Source organism: Microbacterium sp. SD291 (genome assembly GCF_017355365.1).
Lineage (GTDB): Bacteria > Actinomycetota > Actinomycetes > Actinomycetales > Microbacteriaceae > Microbacterium.
Genome location: NZ_JADIJR010000001.1, coordinates 103,931 through 122,915, shown reverse-complemented (window position 1 = coordinate 122,915; position 18,985 = coordinate 103,931). Strand labels below are relative to the sequence as shown.

The window sequence follows — 18,985 nt, the reverse complement described above, 5'->3', positions numbered from 1 at the left end:
CGCCACATCCGATCCGATCTGAAGGCTGTTCATGCTGCGCATCGCTGTTCCCAACAAGGGCTCTCTCTCCGAGACCGCCGCCGAGATGCTCGCGGAGGCCGGTTACACCGGACGCCGTGACTCCAAGGACCTGCACATCGCCGACCCGGTCAACGGCGTCGAGTTCTTCTACCTCCGTCCCAAGGACATCGCCACCTACGTCGGCTCCGGCGCCCTCGATGTCGGCATCACCGGACGCGACCTGCTCCTCGACGCCCGGATGCCGGGTGCCCGTGAGATCGAGGCACTCGGCTTCGCGGGCTCGACCTTCCGCTTCGCCGCGCCCTCGGGCCGCTTCGGCGAGCTGACCGAGCTCGACGGGGTGCGCATCGCGACGTCGTACCCCGGGCTCGTCGACGCGTTCCTCGACGAGCGCGGGATCGCCGTCGATCTGGTGCCGCTCGACGGCGCCGTGGAGTCGGCTGTGCGCCTCGGCGTCGCCGACGCGGTCGCCGACGTCGTGGAGACCGGCACGACTCTCCGCCAGGCGGGTCTCGAGGTCTTCGGCCCCGTGATCCTCGAGTCGGAGGCCGTGCTGATCGCCGGCCCTTCGGACGCCGAGGGATCCGAGACTCTGCTGCGCCGCCTGCGCGGCGTGATGGTCGCCCGCCGGTTCGTGATGATCGACTACGACCTCCCGGTGGCGCTCCTGGACGACGCGGTGAAGATCGCCGGCGGCATCGAGTCGCCCACGGTCTCGCCGCTGCGCGACCCCGAATGGGTCGCCGTGCGCGTCATGGTCTCGCGCACCAGGGTCAACCAGGTGATGGACGAGCTCTACGCCCTCGGCGCCAGGGCGATCCTTGTCACTGCCATCCACAACGCGAGGCTCTGATGGCCCTCGCCAGCCGGGTCATCCCGTGCCTCGACGTGGCCGCTGGCCGCGTCGTCAAGGGCGTCAACTTCGAGAACCTCCGCGACATGGGCGACCCGGTCGAGCTCGCCCGGCACTATGCGGAGCAGGGTGCCGACGAGATCACGTTCCTCGACGTCACCGCGACGGTCGACGCGCGGGCCACGACCTACGACGTGGTGCAGCGCACCGCCGAGCAGGTCTTCGTGCCGCTGACGGTCGGCGGGGGAGTGCGCAGCGTCGACGACGTGTCACGGCTGCTCGCGGTCGGCGCCGACAAAGTCGGCGTGAACTCCGCAGCGATCGCGCGTCCCGAGCTGATCGGCGAGATCGCCGACCGCTTCGGCGCCCAGGTGCTCGTGCTCTCGCTCGACGTGAAGCGCGCGGAGACGGCGCCCTCCGGGTACGTCGTCACGACGCACGGCGGGCGCACGCAGACGACTCTCGACGCGGTCGCCTGGGCGCGGGAGGGTGCCGAGCGCGGGGCCGGAGAGCTGCTCGTGAACTCGATCGACGCCGACGGCACGCGCGACGGGTTCGACCTCGAACTCGTCCGCCTCATGCGCGAGGCGGCCTCCGTGCCGGTGATCGCCTCAGGCGGAGCCGGCGCCGTGCAGCATTTCGCCCCGGCGATCAAGGCCGGAGCGGATGCCGTGCTCGCGGCGAGCGTGTTCCACACGGGCATGCTCACCGTCGGCGATGTCAAGGAGGCGCTCCGCGCCGAGGGGGTGCTGGTCCGGTGAGCACATCCGAGCGCCCGGAGCCTGACGCCCCGAGCACCGTCGACCAGAGGATCGCCCAGGTCGTCTTCAACGCGGACGGCCTCGCCCCGGTGATCGTGCAGCAGTGGGACACCCGTGAGGTGCTGATGCTCGCCTGGGTGGATGCCGAGGCGCTGCGCCGATCGCTCACCACTGGACGCGCGGTCTACTGGTCGCGCTCCCGGCAGGAGTACTGGCGAAAGGGCGACACATCGGGCAACATCCAGGTCGTCCGCGAGGCCCGCCTGGACTGCGACGGCGACGCGATCCTGCTCCTCGTCGAGCAGACGGGGCCGGCCTGCCACACCGGCACGCGCACCTGCTTCGACACCACCGACCTCGGCGCGACGCCCGGGAGCTCCGTCGCATGAGCCTGGCGCGAAGAGGACGCTCGATCGCCGTCTCCGGCTTCCTGCTCGCGGGAGCGGTGGGCATCATCTCCTCGACGCAGACGTGGCTGACGATCGAGCGCGCTGACGCAGGCGAGGCGATCCTCGTCCCCGGAGCATCCGCTCTGCCGCTGCTCGCCCCCCTCAGCCTCGCCGTGCTCGCGCTCGGCGCCGCGCTGTCGATCGTCGGCCCGATCCTGCGGCTCGTCTTCGGCATCGTCGCAGCCGCCGCGGCCCTGTTCCTCGGCTGGACGACGGCGCAGCTGCTGCTGACGGCGCCGGTGAGCGCGGTGGCCTCGACCGTCACCGAGACGACGGGGCTCGCGGGCCCCGAGGCACTGTCGGATCTGATGTCGGCGATCGTGCCGTCCGCGTGGCCGGCGCTGGCGCTCGTCGGCTGGGTCGTCCTGCTGGCAGCCGCCGTGGTCACCGTGCTCACCTGGCGCTCCTGGCGAAGCGGCGGCCGTCGCTATCGGACCGTTGCCGCGCCGACCGGGCCGAGCGCCGGTCCCGTCGACGCCGTGGATTCCTGGGACGACCTGTCCCGCGGAACCGATCCGACGCGCTGACCCCGATAGACTGATCCCCGATCCAGCACGTCGTCCCCCGGAGGAGAACATGACCAACCCGATCGCCGACCCCGGCCACGGACACTCGCCTGCGGCCTGGACCGCTGTGATCATCATGCTCGTCGGCTTCACCGCCGGTACGGTCGCATACTGCTTCGAGCAGCCCGCCCTCGTCTGGGCGTCCGTCGGCATCATCCTCATCGGCGCGATCGCGGGCTGGGTGCTCGCGAGGGCCGGCTACGGCGTGAAGGGTCCCAAGTACTCGCCGAAGGGCCACTAATGGTCCTCGCCGACCTGACGGCCGGCGCAGTCGCAGACGCCGAGCGTCGCGCCCTCACCCGACCCCTGGCCGAGGTCGAGCGCGCCGCGCTCGCCCGCCCGGCGGCGAAGGACGCCCTGTCCTTCCTGGCCCCGGCCGATCGGGTCAGGATCATCGCCGAGGTCAAGCGCGCGAGCCCGTCCCGCGGCGCCCTCGCTGAGATCCCCGATCCGGCGCTGCAGGCCTCGCTGTACGAGACGGGCGGCGCTTCGGCGATCAGCGTGCTCACCGAGGAGCGCCGCTTCGGCGGCAGCCTCGCCGACCTCGAGGCCGTGACCGCACGCGTCTCGCTGCCGGTGCTCCGCAAGGACTTCATCGCGAACCGCTACCAGGTGCTCGAGGCGCGTGCGGCGGGCGCTGACCTCGTCCTGCTGATCGTGGCGGGGCTCGAGCCCCAGGTGCTCCGCGACCTCTTCGGCTTCATCACCGAGCTCGGCATGACGCCGCTCGTCGAGACGCACTCCGCCGACGAGCTCGAGGCCGCGATCGATCTGGGCTCGCCCCTGATCGGCGTGAACGCCCGCGATCTGAAGACGCTCGAGCTCGACCGCGACCTGTTCGGCCGTCTCGTCGACCGCATCCCGGCCTCCGCGGTGAAGATCGCCGAATCCGCCGTGCTCACACCCGCCGATGTCGCGCACTACCGCTCCGCGGGTGCGGAGGTCGTCCTGATCGGGGAGGCCCTCGTCACGGGCGACCCCGTGGCAACGCTCAAGAGCTTCCTGGAGGTCTGAAGTGACCAGCAACGACCGGCCGGAGGGGAGCCTCCGCGACCAGCACGGTCCGCTGTTCGGCGACTACGGCGGACGCTACATGCCCGAGTCCCTCATCGCCGCGATCGACGAGCTCACCGAGGCCTACGCCGAGGCGATCGCCGATCCGGCGTTCCGCGCCGAACTGGCCGCGCTCCTGAGCTCGTACGCCGGCCGGCCGTCGCCGCTCACCGAGGTCGCCAGGTTCGCGGAGCACGCGGGCGGGGCGAGGGTGTTCCTCAAGCGCGAGGACCTCAACCACACCGGCTCGCACAAGATCAACAACGTCCTCGGCCAGGCCCTGCTCACCAAGCGCCTCGGCAAGACCCGCGTGATCGCCGAGACGGGCGCTGGCCAGCACGGCGTGGCCACCGCGACCGCGGCCGCGCTCTTCGGCCTCGACTGCACGATCTACATGGGCGAGGTAGACACGCAGCGGCAGGCGCTCAACGTGGCGCGCATGCGCCTGCTCGGCGCCGAGGTCATCCCCGTCACCTCGGGCTCCCGCACGCTCAAGGACGCGATCAACGACGCCTACCGCGACTGGGTCGCCTCGGTCGAGACCACCAACTACATCTTCGGCACCGCGGCGGGTCCGCACCCGTTCCCCGCGATGGTGCGCGATTTCCAGAAGATCATCGGCGAGGAGGCGCGCCAGCAGCTGCTCGACGAGGTCGGCCGGCTCCCGGACGCCGTGATCGCCTGCGTCGGCGGCGGCTCCAACGCGATCGGCATGTTCGACGCGTTCCTGGACGACGCGGGCGTCAAGCTCTTCGGCGTCGAGGCGGCAGGAGACGGCGTCGACACCCCGAACCACGCCGCGTCCATCGAACGCGGCCGTCCCGGCATCCTGCACGGTGCCAAGACGTACGTCCTGCAGGACGAGGACGGCCAGACGATCGAGTCGCACTCGATCTCCGCGGGTCTCGACTACCCCGGCGTCGGCCCCGAGCATTCCTGGCTCGCCGACATCGGACGCGCCGAGTACATCCCCGCGACGGATGACGAGGCCATGCAGGCGCTGCGCCTGCTCAGCCGCACCGAGGGCATCATCCCCGCGATCGAGTCGGCGCACGCCCTGGCCGGCGCACTCCGCCTCGGACGGGAGATGGGCCCTGACGCCCTGCTGGCCGTGTGCCTCTCCGGTCGCGGCGACAAGGACATGGACACCGCAGCCCGCTACTTCGAGCTGTACGACGACGCGGAGGCCGCACAGTGAGTCGCGTCGAAGACGCCATCCGGAAGGCGGAGGCGGCAGGACGCAGCGCCTTCGTCGGCTATCTCCCCGTCGGCTTCCCCGATCTGGAGACGAGCATCCAGGCGGCCATCGCCCTCGCCGAGAACGGCGTCGACATCATCGAGCTCGGCCCGCCCTACAGCGACCCGGTGATGGACGGATCGGTCATCCAGGAGGCCACCACCGCGGCACTGGCCGCCGGCTTCAGGATGAAGGACCTGTTCACCGCCGTCCGCGCGATCACCGCCGCGACCGACGTCCCCGTGCTGGTGATGACCTACTGGAACCCGGTGTTCCAGTACGGCGTCGACCGGTACGCCGACGACCTGCTCGCCGCGGGCGGCGCCGGCCTGATCACCCCCGACATCACGCCGGAGGTCGCAGGGGAGTGGATCGCCGCGAGCGAGCGCACCGGCCTCGACCGCGTGTTCCTGGCGGCGCCGACGTCATCGGACGAGCGCCTCGACCTGGTCGTCTCGTCGTCCACCGGCTTCGTGTACACCGTGTCCACGATGGGCATCACCGGTGAGCGCGCGGAGCTCGACCGCGCCGCGCGCACGCTCGTCGGGCGTCTCCGCGAGCACGGAGCGACGCGCGCCTGCGTCGGCATCGGGATATCCACCGCCGAGCAGATCGCCGGCGTCTCCGAGTACGCCGACGGAGCCATTGTCGGCACGGCGCTCGTCCGCGCACTCCGCGACGGCGGCATCCCCGCCCTCGCCGAGGTCACCCGAACCCTGGCCGTCGGCACGTCGTCGGCGCGCCCCGTACACGAGAACTAGAATCGCACTCATGTCCCTCGCGCTCCACAGCACCTTCACCGGCGTGCTCGCCAGCATCCCGAGCCCTCCCGTCTCGTACATCGACATCCCGATCTTCGACTGGAACCTCCGGATCCACTTCTACGCGCTCTGCATCATCGCCGGCATCATCGCCGCCGTGCTGCTGACCAACCACCGCCTGACCAGGCGCGGGGCGGAGCCGTGGGTCGTGGTCGACATCTCGATCCTCGCGGTGCCGATCGCCATCATCGGCGCACGCATCTTCCACGTGCTCACCCACCCCGGCTTCTACTTCGGCGAGGGCAAGAACACCTGGAACCCGTTCGAGCCCGGCTCGGTGTGGGCGATCTGGGAGGGCGGCATCGCCATCTTCGGCGCCCTCATCGGCGGCGCGATCGGCGCGTACCTCGGATGCCGGTGGACCGGCATCCGCTTCTGGACCTTCGCCGACGCCCTCGCACCCGGGCTCCTGCTCGCGCAGGCCATGGGCCGCTTCGGCAACTGGTTCAACAAGGAGCTCTACGGGCTCCCCACCGACATGCCGTGGGGGCTGGAGATCCCCTCCGACAACGCCGCGTTCCCTCCCGGCCTTCCCGAGGGCACGCTGTTCCACCCGACCTTCCTCTACGAGGTCCTGTGGAACGGGCTCGGCGTGATCGTCCTGCTGTGGCTGAGCCGCAAGGCCACCTCGCTGCAGTGGGGCCGCCTCTTCGCGATCTACCTGATCTGGTACAGCGCCGGCCGCATCGTGTGGGAATCCATCCGGATCGACCCGAGCGAGATCATCCTCGGACTCCGCAGCAACGTGTGGGCCGCGATCATCGGCGTCGTCGTGGGTCTCGCGATCCTCGCCGTGCAGAACCGCCGTCACCCCGGACTGGAGCCTTCTCCCTACCAGCCGGGTCGTGAACGGCGCGATCTCGACGCTGATGTAGAATCGCAGGACAATCCCCCAGAATTCGTCGACCTGAGCGAGCCTCCGGCCGAAGAAATCACCGCAGGAGCCAGCGCCACAAGCACCGCTCCCACGGACACGGCAGGCACCCGATAGCCACCGGTCCGTGAGGACCTCCCATCCACCCGGCCAATGACGTCCCCGGGTCATCTGAAGATCTGAGGACGGTACCGCATGGCATCAAGCGACCTCCGCCCCACTGCCGGGATGAATCTCCCTCCCAAGCAGGGCATGTACAACCCCGCGTTCGAGAAGGACGCCTGTGGCCTCGCCATGGTCGCGACACTGCGCGGCGAAGCAGGGCACGACATCATCGCGCTGGCACTCGAGGCGCTGCGCAACCTGGAGCACCGCGGTGCGATCGGGTCGGATGCCGGCACCGGTGACGGCGCGGGCATCCTGACCCAGATGCCCGACGAGTTCCTGCGCGCGGTCACCGCGTTCGAACTGCCGCCGGTCGGCGAGTACGCCGTCGGACTCGGGTTCCTGCCGCGCGATTCGAGCCAGCGCCGTCAACAGAAGGCCGGGATCGAGAAGATCGCCCGCGCCGAGGGCCTGCGCGTCCTCGGCTGGCGCGAGGTCCCGACGGTCAACGAGCACCTCGGCAAGCTCGCCGACGAGGCGCGCCCCGCGTTCGAGCAGCTGTTCGTCAGCGCCGGCGGAGCGACGCTCGCCGACGCACCTCTCACCGGCATCGCCCTGGACCGGGTCGCGTACCGCCTCCGCAAGCGCGCTGGGCACGAGCTGGGCGCGTACTTCGTGTCGCTGTCCAGCCGCACCCTCGGCTACAAGGGCATGGTCACGACGCTGCAGCTCGAGCCGTTCTACCCCGACCTGCAGGACGAGCGGTTCATGTCCGAGCTGGCTGTCGTGCACTCGCGCTACTCGACCAACACGTTCCCGTCCTGGCCGCTCGCGCAGCCGCTGCGCATGCTCGCGCACAACGGCGAGATCAACACGGTCGGCGGCAACCGCAACTGGATGCGCGCACGTCAGTCGCAGCTCGAGTCCGAGCTGCTCGGCGACATCGCCCCGCTCCTTCCGATCTGCACCGACGGCGCCAGCGACTCGGCCTCCTTCGACGAGGTCCTCGAGCTGCTCACCCTCACCGGTCGCAGCCTCCCGCACGCCATCATGATGATGGTTCCGGAGGCGTACGAGAAGCAGTCCGACATCTCGCCGGAACTGCGCTCGTTCTACGACTACCACTCGAACCAGATGGAGCCGTGGGACGGCCCGGCCGCGCTCATCTTCACCGACGGCACGCTCGTCGGCGCGACCCTGGACCGCAACGGCCTGCGGCCGGGACGCTGGACCGAGACGACCGACGGCCTCGTCGTGATCGGCTCCGAGACCGGCGTGCTGCAGTTCGAGCCGGAGCGCATCAAGCGCCGCGGTCGTCTGCAGCCGGGCAAGATGTTCCTCGTCGACACCTCTCAGCGACGGATCGTCGAGGACGAGGAGATCAAGCACGACCTGGCCGCCATGCACCCGTGGCAGGAATGGCTGGATGCCGGCGCGGTACGTCTCGCCGACCTCCCGGAGCGCGAGCACATCGTGCACCCGCCGGCGTCGATCACGCGGCGTCAGCGCACGTTCGGCTACACCGAGGAGGAGGTGCGGATCCTGCTGACCCCGATGGGGCAGACCGGCGTCGAGCCTCTCGGCGCGATGGGCTCCGACACCCCCATCGCCGTGCTCAGCAAGCGGCCGCGCCTGCTGTTCGACTACTTCACGCAGCAGTTCGCGCAGGTCACCAACCCGCCGCTCGACTCGATCCGCGAAGAGGTCGTCACCAGCCTGAAGCTCGGCCTCGGCCCGGAGAGCAACCTGCTCACCTGGGGACCCGAGCACACCAGGACGGTGTCTCTCGACTTCCCGGTCATCGACAACGACGAGCTCGCGAAGATCCGCCACATCGACAAGGCGCTTCCCGATCGCTCCAGCGTCACGATCAAGGGCCTGTACCACTTCGACGCCGGATCCCACACGCTCCAGGAGCGCCTCACGGAGATGTGCGCCGAGGTCGACGAGGCGATCGAGCAGGGCGCGGAGTTCATCATCCTGTCCGACCGCGACTCGAACAAGGACCTCGTCCCGATCCCGTCGCTGCTCATGGTCTCGGCGGTGCATCACCACCTGATCCGCCGCGAGAACCGGATGAAGGTCGGCCTGATCGTCGAGGCCGGAGACGTCCGCGAGGTGCACCACGTCGCGACGCTGATCGGCTACGGCGCCTCGGCGATCAACCCGTACCTGGCGATGGAGACGGTCGAGCACCTCGTGCGCACCGGCTACATCACCGGGATCACGCCGGAGAAGGCGGTTCGGAACCTCATCTACGCGCTCGGCAAGGGCGTGCTGAAGATCATGTCGAAGATGGGCATCTCGACGGTCTCGTCGTATGCGGGCGCCCAGGTCTTCGAGGCGGTCGGTCTCAGCCAGGAGTTCATCGACGCGTACTTCACGCGCACCGAGTCCAAGCTCGGCGGCATCGGCATCGAAGAGGTGTTCGCCGAGAACCAGGCGCGCCACGACTACGCCTACCCCGAGGACGCGGCCGCCAGGGCGCATGAGCGCCTCTGGACCGGCGGAGAGTACCAGTGGCGCCGCGACGGCTCACCGCACCTCTTCAACCCGGAGACGGTGTTCAAGCTGCAGCACGCCACCCGTGAGCGGCGCTACGACATCTTCCGCGAGTACACCCGGCTGGTCGACGACCAGGCCTCGGAGCTGAAGACCCTCCGCGGCCTGTTCAGGCTGCGCACCGGCACGCGCAGGCCCGTGCCGCTCGACGAGGTCGAGCCCGTCTCCGCGATCGTCAAGCGCTTCTCCACCGGTGCGATGAGCTATGGCTCCATCTCCAAGGAGGCGCACGAGACGCTCGCGATCGCGATGAACCGGATCGGCGGCAAGTCGAACACCGGCGAGGGCGGGGAGGACCCGGACCGCCTGGTCGACCCGGTGCGTCGCAGCTCCATCAAGCAGGTGGCCTCCGGGCGCTTCGGCGTCACCAGCCTCTACCTGACCGAGTCGGATGACATCCAGATCAAGCTCGCCCAGGGCGCCAAGCCCGGCGAGGGCGGTCAGCTGCCCCCGACCAAGGTCTATCCGTGGGTGGCGCGCACGCGGCACGCGACGGCAGGCGTCGGACTCATCTCCCCGCCGCCGCACCACGACATCTACTCGATCGAGGACCTCAAGCAGCTGATCTTCGACCTGAAGCGGGCGAACCCCGAGGCGCGCATCCACACGAAGCTCGTCAGCCAGTCAGGCATCGGCGCAGTCTCGGCCGGTGTCGCGAAGGCGCTCAGCGACGTGATCCTGGTGTCAGGCCACGACGGCGGCACCGGTGCGAGCCCGTTGAACTCGCTCAAGCACGCCGGCACCCCGTGGGAGCTCGGCCTCGCCGAGACGCAGCAGACCCTCATGCTCAACGGCATGCGCGATCGCGTGGTCGTGCAGGTCGACGGGCAGCTCAAGACCGGCCGCGACGTGATCATCGGCGCGCTGCTCGGAGCCGAGGAGTTCGGTTTCGCCACGGCTCCGCTCGTGGTCAGCGGCTGCATCATGATGCGCGTCTGCCACCTGGACACCTGCCCCGTCGGCGTCGCCACGCAGAACCCCGTGCTGCGTGAGCGCTTCACCGGCAAGCCGGAGTTCGTGGTGAACTTCATGGAGTTCATCGCCGAGGAGGTCCGCGAGCTGCTCGCGGAGCTCGGCTTCCGCTCGATCGACGAGATCGTCGGCCGCGCCGAACTGCTCGAGATGGATGCCGCGGTCGAGCACTGGAAGACCGATGGCCTCGATCTCACGCCGGTGCTCGAGGGGCCGGCCTTCCCGGCCGGCGAGCCTCGCCGCAGCGGCCGTGCGCAGGACCACGAGCTCGAGAAGCACTTCGACGTCCAGCTCATCGACATCGCGAAGGACGCTCTCCTGAACGGCGAGCCGGTCAAGGTGACGCTGCCGATCGCGAACACCGAGCGTGCCGTCGGCACGATGCTGGGTCATCAGGTCACCTCGCGCCACGGCGCGACCGGACTGCCGAAGGAGACGATCGACGTCACGCTGAACGGCACGGCCGGCCAGTCGCTCGGAGCGTTCCTCCCGTCCGGCATCATCCTCCGGCTCGAGGGCGACGCGAACGACTACGTCGGCAAGGGCCTCTCGGGTGGTGACATCACGATCCGCCCGCCGCGGGGATCGTCGATCGCCCCGCACGAGAACGTGATCGCCGGCAACGTCATCGGCTACGGCGCGACCTCGGGCACCATGTTCATCTCGGGCGTGGTAGGCGAGCGGTTCCTGGTCCGCAACTCCGGGGCGACCGCCGTCGTCGAAGGCGTCGGCGACCACGCGCTCGAGTACATGACCGGCGGGCTCGCCGTGATCCTGGGCTCGACCGGACGCAACTTCGGCGCCGGCATGTCCGGGGGAGTGGCGTACGTCCGCTCCCTCGACACCGGCAAGATCAACGCGCAGTCCCTCGGCAGCGGCGAGCTCCGGCTGGAGCAGCTGGACCGTGCCGACCTCGAGGTGCTGCGCAGCCTGATCGCCGAGCATGTGGAGCGCACGGCGTCCCCGCTCGGCGCAGACATCCTGGCGCGGTTCGAGGAGACCGCAGCCGAGTTCGTGAAGGTGCTCCCGCGTGACTTCGCCGCCGTGCGCAGCATGCGCGAGGAGGCAGAGGCCGAGGGCATCGATCCCGACGGCGACATCGTCTGGAACCGCATCCTGGAGGTGACCGGTGGCTGATCCCAAAGGTTTTCTGAAGGTCACCGAGCGTGAGCTTCCCAAGCGCCGCCCCGTTCCGGTGCGCATCATGGACTGGAAAGAGGTCTATGAGCCGGGCGATCAGGCGGTGCTGCGGCGCCAGGCCGGACGCTGCATGGACTGCGGCGTCCCGTTCTGCCACCAGGGCTGCCCCCTGGGCAACCTGATCCCGGAGTGGAACGACCTCACCTGGCGCGGCGAGGGCCGTGCGGCGATCGATCGCCTGCACGCGACCAACAACTTCCCGGAGTTCACCGGGCGGCTGTGCCCCGCCCCGTGCGAGAGCTCGTGCGTGCTCGGCATCAACCAGCCCGCGGTCACGATCAAGCAGATCGAGGTCTCGATCATCGACGAGGCCTTCGCCAAGGGCTGGGTCGAGCCGCAGCCGCCTGCACGTCTCACCGGCAAGACCGTCGCCGTCGTCGGCTCGGGCCCTGCCGGCCTCGCCGCCGCGCAGCAGCTCACCAGGGCCGGCCACACCGTCGCCGTCTTCGAGCGGGACGACCGCATCGGCGGCCTCCTCCGGTACGGCATCCCCGACTTCAAGATGGAGAAGGGGCAGCTCGAATCCCGACTGCGCCAGATGCAGGAGGAGGGCACCCGCTTCCGTGCCGGCGTCGAGATCGGCAAGGACATCTCCTGGCCGGACCTGCGGGCACGCTACGACGCGGTGGTGATCGCCACCGGCTCGACCGTGCCGCGCGATCTGCCCATCCCGGGGCGCGACCTCGACGGCGTGCACTTCGCCATGGAGTACCTCGTCGAGTCGAACCACGCGGTCGCGGGCGACAAGGTCCCGGAGCAGATCACCGCAGAGGGCAAGCACGTCATCGTCATCGGCGGTGGCGACACGGGCGCCGACTGCATCGGCACCGCCCACCGTCAGGGTGCGCTCAGCGTCACGAACCTCGCGATCGGCAAGCAGCCGGGCACCGAGCGGCCCGGCCACCAGCCCTGGCCGATGATGCCAACGGTCTTCGAGGTGCAGTCGGCGCACGAAGAGGGCGGCGAGCGTGTCTTCCTCGCGTCGACCGTCGAGTTCCTCGCCAACGAGGTCGGCGAGGTCCGCTCCCTGCGCGTGGCCGAGACCGAGTACATCGACGGACGGCGCGTGCCCAAGAGCGGCAGCGAGCGGGAGATCCCCGCAGATCTCGTGCTGATCGCGATGGGCTTCACCGGTCCCGAGGTCGACGCCTACACCGAGGAGACCCGGCCGCAGGTGACCGATCGCGGCGCCTTCCAGCGCGACTCGTCCTACGAGTCGACGGTCCCCGGCGTGTTCGTGGCCGGCGATGCCGGACGCGGGCAGTCGCTCATCGTCTGGGCGATCGCGGAAGGACGCGCCGCAGCGGCGAACGTCGACCGGTTCCTGATGGGCGAGACCGTGCTGCCCGAGCCCGTGCGACCGGATGATGTCGCCATCGGTCTCCAGCCCGCGTAGGCTGAGCCCGGCACCGTCGCCTGATTTCTATCCCCCTCTCACTCTGGAGAATCTGTTGAGACGCGCGAAAATCGTCGCCACCCTTGGTCCCGCCACCTCGTCGTATGAAAACGTGCGAGCGATCATCGAAGCCGGGGTGGACGTCGCCCGTCTGAACCTCAGCCACGGTGACTACTCCGTGCACGACGCGAACTACGCCAACGTGCGCCGTGCCGCCGACGACGCTGGGCGCGCCGTCGCCGTGCTCGTCGACCTGCAGGGCCCGAAGATCCGCCTCGGCCGGTTCGAGAACGGCCCCTACGAGCTCGCGGCCGGTGACATCTTCAAGATCACCACCGAGGACATCATCGGCAACAAGGACATCTGCGGCACCACGTTCAAGGGCCTGCCCAACGACGTCAAGCCCGGGGACTTCCTGCTCATCGACGACGGCAAGGTCCGCGTCGAGGTCGTCGAGACCGACGGTGTCACTGTGACCACCAAGGTGATCGTCGCCGGCGCGGTGTCGAACAACAAGGGCATCAACCTGCCCGGCGTGGCCGTCAACGTCCCCGCCCTGAGCGAGAAGGACGAAGACGACCTGCGCTGGGGCCTTCGCATCGGCGCCGACCTCATCGCCCTCTCGTTCGTGCGCAACGCATCGGACGTCGAGCGCGTGCACGAGATCATGGCGGAGGAGGGCGTCAAGATCCCCGTGATCGCCAAGATCGAGAAGCCGCAGGCCGTCGACGCGCTCGAGGAGATCGTCGACGCGTTCGACGGGATCATGGTCGCCCGCGGCGACCTCGGCGTCGAGCTGCCCCTGGAGGCCGTGCCGATCGTGCAGAAGCGCGCCGTCGAGCTCGCTCGCCGCAACGCCAAGCCCGTGATCGTCGCGACGCAGATGCTCGAGTCGATGATCAGCAGCCCCGTGCCGACCCGCGCCGAGACGTCCGACGTCGCGAACGCGGTGCTCGACGGTGCGGACGCCGTGATGCTCTCCGGCGAGACCAGCGTCGGCGAGTACCCGGTCGTCGTCGTCGAGACGATGGCGCGCATCATCGAGTCCACGGAGGAGCACGGTCTCGAGCGCATCGCGCCGCTGACCAACAAGCCGAAGACGCAGGGCGGCGCGATCACCCTCGCGGCCCTCGAGGTCGCGGAGTTCGTCGAGGCGAAGTTCCTGTGCGTGTTCACCCAGTCGGGCGACTCCGCGCGTCGTCTTTCGCGCCTGCGCTCCAGCATCCCGATGATCGCGTTCACCCCCGAGCCCGGCATCCGCCGTCGCATGGCGCTCACCTGGGGCATCCGCTCGAACCTCGTCGAGATGGTGCAGCACACCGACCTGATGTACCACCAGGTCGACGACTACCTGCTCGGCAACGGCCTGGCGGCCGAAGGCGACAAGGTCGTCGTGATCTCCGGATCCCCTCCCGGGATCATCGGATCCACGAACGACCTCCGCGTGCACAAGGTCGGCGATGCGCTCGGCGGTGCTGCGCCGATCTACAAGGCCGGCATCTGACACATCAGTCGTTCTGAGGGGCGGGGCTTCGGCCTCGCCCCTCTGTCGTCCCCGCGTCGGGCAGAATGGGGCGATGGCAGGCGACGAGGGTCTCACGCTCGAAGCAGTCGCCGTCGAGCTCTACGGCCTTCTGCCGGACGCGTTCACGGCGGCGCGGAATGCGCGTGCGAAGTCGATCGCGGATGCCGCTCTGGCAACCGCAGTCAAGGGCCTGCGCAAGCCGCTGCTCGCGGCATGGGTGGTCAACGTCTTCGCGCGGGAGCGCGCGGAGGAGCTCGGCGAGGCCCTCGAGCTCGCTGAGGCGCTGCGGGAGGCGCAGGCCGATCTGGATGCCGCGACGATGACGGCGCTGAACCGGGACCGGCGCGCGCTGGTGCGCAGGCTCGCCGAGCAGGCCGCCGAGCTCGCGAGTGCGCGCGGCGAGCGGATCACGCCCGCGACGACCGACGCCGTTCAGGAGACGCTCAACGCCGCGATGTTCGATGCGGATGCCGCGGCGGCGGTCGCGTCGGGGCGGCTGATCCGGCCGCTGGAGGTGTCGGGGTCGGGTGACGCAGACCTCTCGGATGCGGTCGCCGGGGGCCCGGTCGCATTCCCTCGGCGAGCGACCCCGCCGGAGGACGAGGTCGCAGCGCGCCGGGAGCGCAAGCAGGCCGAGCTCGCCGCGAAGACGGCCGATGAAGAGGTCGCCCGGGCCAGGCGCGAGGCTCAGGACCTCGAGCGGCGCCGCAGAACGCTCGGGGACCGCGCGCAGTCCCTCGAGGCACGGCTGTCCGAGCTCGAGACCGAGATGGAACGGGTGCGGGCGGACGCCGTCCGCGTGCACGAGGAACTGGACGAGATCCGTACGCGAGAGGCGGCCGCGTCCGAGCGCGTCGAGAAGTCGGAACGCGCCGCGGAGGCTGCCCGCGCCCGGCTGGATGCTCGCCCGCCGAGGTGACCCGGGATCGACGTTCGCCTCAAGATGGTGCCGGCGGTGGGACTCGAACCCACACGCCCTTTCGGACAAAGCATTTTGAGTGCTCCGCGTCTGCCATTCCGCCACGCCGGCTCGTGTGTCGCGTCTTCGACTTTAGCGCAGGCGGCAGCACCGGACGGCCTGCCGCCGTCCCTTCAGCAAGCACACGTGACGTCTCCACTAGGATGGAGACGTGACCGAGCAAGAACAGGCTGAGCAGCCCACGGCATCCGCACCCCGACGCGTCGTCGTCGCAGAGGACGAATCGCTGATCCGTCTCGACATCGTCGAGATCCTCCGCGACAACGGATTCGACGTGGTCGGTGAGGCCGGAGACGGCGAGACCGCGGTGGCGCTGGCCACGGAGCTGCGTCCCGATCTCGTCATCATGGACGTCAAGATGCCGCAGCTCGACGGCATCAGCGCCGCCGAGAAGCTGCACAAGGGGAACATCGCTCCTGTCGTGCTGCTGACGGCGTTCAGCCAGAAGGAGCTCGTCGAGCGGGCGAGCGAGGCCGGTGCACTCGCCTACGTCGTCAAGCCCTTCACCCCGAACGACCTGCTGCCGGCGATCGAGATCGCCCTGGCACGCCACGAGCAGATCATCACGCTCGAGGCCGAGGTCGCCGACATGGTCGAGCGCTTCGAGACCCGCAAGCTCGTCGACAGGGCCAAGGGCCTTCTCAACGAGAAGATGGGGCTCAGCGAGCCGGAGGCGTTCCGCTGGATCCAGAAGGCGTCGATGGACCGCCGTCTGACCATGCAGGACGTCGCGAAGGCGATCATCGAGCAGCTGGCTCCCAAGAAGTAGCGATGCTTCCGCTCGACGCGGAGCACCTCCTTCGGCCCGTCCGCTCCGGTGACGGGGCGGCCCTCGCGCGCGCGTACGTCGCGAACCGCGAGCATCTCGCACCGTGGGAGCCGACGCGCGCGCCTGCGTTCTTCACCGAGGAATGGCAGGAGCATCACGCCAGGCAGTGCGTGCAGGATGCCGCGTCAGGACGCAGCATCCGCTTCGTCATCGAATCGGATGACGGTGAGATCCGCGGGCGGATGAACCTGAACAACATCGTGCGCGGAGCGTTCTGGAGTGCCGACCTCGGCTACTGGGTCGACGTGACCCGCCTGCGTCGCGGGCTCGCATCGCGCGCGGTCGGCGCAGTCGCGGCATACGCGCGACAGGAGCTGCGGCTGCACAGGCTCCAGGCGGCGACACTGCGGCACAACACGGGATCCCAGCGCGTCCTCGCCGGCAACGGCTTCGAGCGCATCGGGATGGCGCCGCTGTATCTCCGGATCGCGGGGGAGTGGCAGGACCACCTGCTCTTCCAGCGGATCCTCGAGGCGCCAGAGCCCGTCGCGCGCTGAGGCGCGCCCCCGTTGCCGGTGCACCAGCCCCGGGCTAACGTGGAAGGGAGAGGTGGGCTGCTGTGGAAGACGCGTTTCGCATGGCGATGGTGAGTCTGGACGACCCGGACACGAAGGTGAGCTCTCTGCCGCACTCGTTCCTCGCGGTGCTCCCGGTGACGGGCGCCTCGGTGTCGACTCTCGGCAGCTTCCTCGGCAGCCAGACGGTCTCCGCGACCGACAGCTCTTCGGCGTGGCTGGACGAGCTGCAGTTCGATCTCGGCGAGGGGCCCTGCTGGGATGCGGTGCGTCTCGCGCGGCCGGTCATGGAGCCGCATCTGCGAGGGCGGCGAGGACCCGAGCGCTGGCCCGCGTTCGGGCGTGCCGTGCAGCAGCGCGAGATCGCCTCGATCTTCGCCTTTCCCCTCTCGGTCGCCGGCCTCCGCTTCGGTGCGGTCGATCTCTACTCGGACTCGCCGTTGGACTTCGACGAGGAGCAGACGCAGCACGCGAGTGCGCTCGCCTCCGCCGTCGCGCGACGCGTGCTGCGGCAGAGCCTCGCCGATCTGGACATCGCCGACGAGACGGCGCTGTCGCCGTTCTCACGCCGGCGTGTGCACCAGGCGACCGGCATCGTGCTCGCCCAGTTCGACGTGGATGCGGAGGACGCGCGGATGCTGCTGCAGAGCCACGCGTTCGCGAGCGATCGCAGCGTCATGGAGGTCGCCGACGACGTGCTCGCCGGCCGGCTGGCGTTCAGCAGGGAGTCGGGCGCGATCGAGGTGGACTCATGACCGCCCTCGAACGAGAGAAGCAGCTCCTCCGCACCTTCACGGAACTCGCCGACACGCTCGTCGACGACTACGACGTCGTCGAGCTCATGCAGCATCTCGTGGACACCTGCCGAGACCAGCTGCACGTGTCGGCGGCTGGCCTTCTGCTCTCCGACGACCGCGGCGAGCTGGAGCTCGTGGCGTCGACCAGCGAGGCGGCCGCCGTCGTCGAGGCGCTGCTCGACGGCTCTCGCGAATCGCTGGTCGCCATCCCGCTGCGGCTGCGCGACAAGACGATCGGCTCGCTCAAGCTGATCCAGGCCGAGGACGACATGCTGACGGAGGCCGACCTCGTGATCGCCCGCGCCCTCGCGGACATCGCCACGATCGGCATCCTGCACGAGCGCACCCTTCGAGAGACCGAGGCGCTCACCCAGCAGCTCCAGCACGCGCTCAGCAGCCGGGTGCTGATCGAGCAGGCCAAGGGCGTCGTCTCCTACACGAACGGCGTTCCGATCGACGACGCGTTCACGCTCATCAGGACGTACGCCCGCAACCACGGCGAGCACCTCGGCGATGTGGCGAGGCGCATCGTGGAGCGCCGGCTCACTCTCTCTTAATCCTTGACGGAGGCTGCGTCAAGGGGGCTCGCTGCATCGGCGGCCGGTGGTTATCATGAACCGCAGGTCGCCCTGGCCCCGGTGACACCACTCCACTCGGATTGGGGGTCCTCATGAAGCGCATCGTCACCACGATCGGCGACTTCCGCACGGGAGACGACATCGCCGACGCCATCGGCCGGTACGGCCTCGCGCTGGCGCGCGCACACGAGACGGATCTCGTGGAGTTCCCGTACCGGGATCCGCAGGGAGACGTCGACCGGATCGAGCTGCGGATCGGCTGGCTCGTCGACATCGGCATCGCACACGACGGCGGCATGGGAGACGAGCTGGTCGAGCCCGACACGGTCAGGCAGCTGCGCGACACCGCACTGGCGGTCGAGCGACTCGGGTTCGTGCCGGAGGATCTGTCCCGCTTCTGGACGAAGTGGGAGTACGACCTCTGACGCCGCGTCAGCTCGCCGGGAGGTCCTTGATCATGTTCGTGATGCGGATCGTCGAGCAGCGGCGGCCCTGATCGTCTGTCACGACGATCTCGTGGACGGTCACGCTCCGGCCGAGGTGGATCGGCGTGCAGACGCCCGTGACCCGTCCCGACGTCGCGGAACGCGTGTGGGTGGCGTTGATGTCGACGCCGACGGCGAGGCGGCCGTGGCCCGCGTGCAGGTTCGCCGCCATCGAGCCGAGCGATTCTCCGAGCACGACGTACGCGCCGCCGTGCATGAGTCCGACCGGCTGCGTGTTGCCCTCCACCGGCATCGTCGCGACGCACCGCTCGAGGCCGAACTCGGTGAACTCCATGCCCATCTTCTGGGCGAGTGCGCCCATCCCTCGGGCCGTGGCCCAGTCGAGCCCTTCGCTCGTCGCGCTCTCGGACATGCGTTCCTCCTCAGCGGGTGTCTGCCGTCCTCGT

At 69.5% G+C, this 18,985-nt stretch carries 19 protein-coding genes and 1 tRNA gene; 18 read left to right on the top strand and 2 right to left on the bottom strand.

Translation table 11 applies throughout. The features are described from left to right. Positions 1–31 precede the first annotated feature (31 nt). The 13 genes from hisG (at position 32) to IPV10_RS00425 (ending at position 15,314) form a co-directional block, all read left to right on the top strand. Positions 32–874, top strand: coding sequence for an ATP phosphoribosyltransferase (hisG, locus tag IPV10_RS00485; protein WP_207479214.1), 843 nt, complete (start codon positions 32–34; stop codon positions 872–874). Continuing rightward, positions 874–1,635, top strand: a complete 762-nt coding sequence (gene hisF / locus IPV10_RS00480) for an imidazole glycerol phosphate synthase subunit HisF (protein WP_207479213.1) — start codon at positions 874–876, stop codon at positions 1,633–1,635. Before hisG ends, hisF begins: the two co-directional genes overlap by 1 nt. Beyond that, positions 1,632–2,024: a phosphoribosyl-AMP cyclohydrolase gene (gene hisI / locus IPV10_RS00475; protein WP_207479211.1), complete on the top strand. Its 393-nt coding sequence runs from the start codon at positions 1,632–1,634 to the stop codon at positions 2,022–2,024. The genes hisF and hisI overlap by 4 nt, the downstream gene beginning before the upstream one ends. Beyond that, positions 2,021–2,611 (top strand): Trp biosynthesis-associated membrane protein, encoded by a 591-nt coding sequence (locus tag IPV10_RS00470; protein ID WP_207479208.1) that lies wholly within the window; start codon positions 2,021–2,023, stop codon positions 2,609–2,611. The genes hisI and IPV10_RS00470 overlap by 4 nt, the downstream gene beginning before the upstream one ends. Positions 2,612–2,660: 49 nt before the next feature. Next, positions 2,661–2,891, top strand: a complete 231-nt coding sequence (locus tag IPV10_RS00465; RefSeq protein WP_207479206.1) for an HGxxPAAW family protein — start codon at positions 2,661–2,663, stop codon at positions 2,889–2,891. After that, positions 2,891–3,664 carry an indole-3-glycerol phosphate synthase TrpC gene (gene trpC, locus IPV10_RS00460; protein ID WP_207479204.1) on the top strand — a complete coding sequence of 258 codons (774 nt, stop codon included), beginning with the start codon at positions 2,891–2,893 and terminating at the stop codon, positions 3,662–3,664. The genes IPV10_RS00465 and trpC overlap by 1 nt, the downstream gene beginning before the upstream one ends. Position 3,665: 1 nt before the next feature. Further along, positions 3,666–4,901, top strand: a complete 1,236-nt coding sequence (gene trpB / locus IPV10_RS00455; protein ID WP_207479203.1) for a tryptophan synthase subunit beta — start codon at positions 3,666–3,668, stop codon at positions 4,899–4,901. Continuing rightward, positions 4,898–5,701 (top strand): tryptophan synthase subunit alpha, encoded by an 804-nt coding sequence (gene trpA / locus IPV10_RS00450; protein ID WP_207479202.1) that lies wholly within the window; start codon positions 4,898–4,900, stop codon positions 5,699–5,701. The genes trpB and trpA overlap by 4 nt, the downstream gene beginning before the upstream one ends. Before the next feature lie 10 nt (positions 5,702–5,711). Further along, the gene (gene lgt / locus IPV10_RS00445) at positions 5,712–6,752 is read left to right on the top strand and encodes a prolipoprotein diacylglyceryl transferase (RefSeq protein WP_207479199.1); all 1,041 of its coding nucleotides are present in this window, start codon (positions 5,712–5,714) and stop codon (positions 6,750–6,752) included. A 111-nt stretch (positions 6,753–6,863) separates the two neighbouring features. After that, positions 6,864–11,411: a glutamate synthase large subunit gene (gene gltB, locus IPV10_RS00440; RefSeq protein WP_242684460.1), complete on the top strand. Its 4,548-nt coding sequence runs from the start codon at positions 6,864–6,866 to the stop codon at positions 11,409–11,411. Continuing rightward, a complete protein-coding gene (locus tag IPV10_RS00435) occupies positions 11,404–12,870 on the top strand; it encodes a glutamate synthase subunit beta (RefSeq protein WP_207479196.1) in 1,467 nt (488 codons plus the stop codon). The genes gltB and IPV10_RS00435 overlap by 8 nt, the downstream gene beginning before the upstream one ends. A gap of 55 nt (positions 12,871–12,925) precedes the next feature. Further along, positions 12,926–14,374, top strand: a complete 1,449-nt coding sequence (pyk, locus tag IPV10_RS00430) for a pyruvate kinase (RefSeq protein WP_207479194.1) — start codon at positions 12,926–12,928, stop codon at positions 14,372–14,374. A gap of 73 nt (positions 14,375–14,447) precedes the next feature. Then, the gene (locus IPV10_RS00425; RefSeq protein ID WP_207479191.1) at positions 14,448–15,314 is read left to right on the top strand and encodes a transposase; all 867 of its coding nucleotides are present in this window, start codon (positions 14,448–14,450) and stop codon (positions 15,312–15,314) included. Positions 15,315–15,339: 25 nt separating this feature from the next. On the opposite strand, the gene IPV10_RS00420 is transcribed toward IPV10_RS00425, so the two are convergent. Then, a tRNA-Leu gene (locus tag IPV10_RS00420) sits at positions 15,340–15,425 on the bottom strand. A gap of 100 nt (positions 15,426–15,525) precedes the next feature. On the opposite strand from IPV10_RS00420, the gene IPV10_RS00415 reads away from it, so the two are divergent. The 5 genes from IPV10_RS00415 (at position 15,526) to IPV10_RS00395 (ending at position 18,518) form a co-directional block, all read left to right on the top strand. After that, positions 15,526–16,143 (top strand): ANTAR domain-containing response regulator, encoded by a 618-nt coding sequence (locus IPV10_RS00415; RefSeq protein WP_025103469.1) that lies wholly within the window; start codon positions 15,526–15,528, stop codon positions 16,141–16,143. 2 nt (positions 16,144–16,145) lie between these two features. Then, positions 16,146–16,700, top strand: a complete 555-nt coding sequence (locus IPV10_RS00410) for a GNAT family N-acetyltransferase (protein ID WP_207479190.1) — start codon at positions 16,146–16,148, stop codon at positions 16,698–16,700. A gap of 62 nt (positions 16,701–16,762) precedes the next feature. After that, on the top strand, positions 16,763–17,473 hold the full coding sequence (locus IPV10_RS17260; RefSeq protein WP_307861017.1) for a GAF and ANTAR domain-containing protein: 711 nt from the start codon (positions 16,763–16,765) through the stop codon (positions 17,471–17,473). After that, positions 17,470–18,072, top strand: a complete 603-nt coding sequence (locus IPV10_RS00400) for an ANTAR domain-containing protein (protein ID WP_207479186.1) — start codon at positions 17,470–17,472, stop codon at positions 18,070–18,072. Before IPV10_RS17260 ends, IPV10_RS00400 begins: the two co-directional genes overlap by 4 nt. Positions 18,073–18,185: 113 nt before the next feature. Then, positions 18,186–18,518, top strand: coding sequence for a hypothetical protein (locus tag IPV10_RS00395; RefSeq protein WP_207479184.1), 333 nt, complete (start codon positions 18,186–18,188; stop codon positions 18,516–18,518). Between the two features lie 7 nt (positions 18,519–18,525). Here IPV10_RS00395 and IPV10_RS00390 read toward each other — a convergent pair whose 3' ends face one another. Next, complete coding sequence (locus IPV10_RS00390; RefSeq protein ID WP_207479182.1) at positions 18,526–18,951, bottom strand: hotdog fold thioesterase; 426 nt, start codon at positions 18,949–18,951, stop codon at positions 18,526–18,528. Positions 18,952–18,985 lie beyond the last annotated feature (34 nt).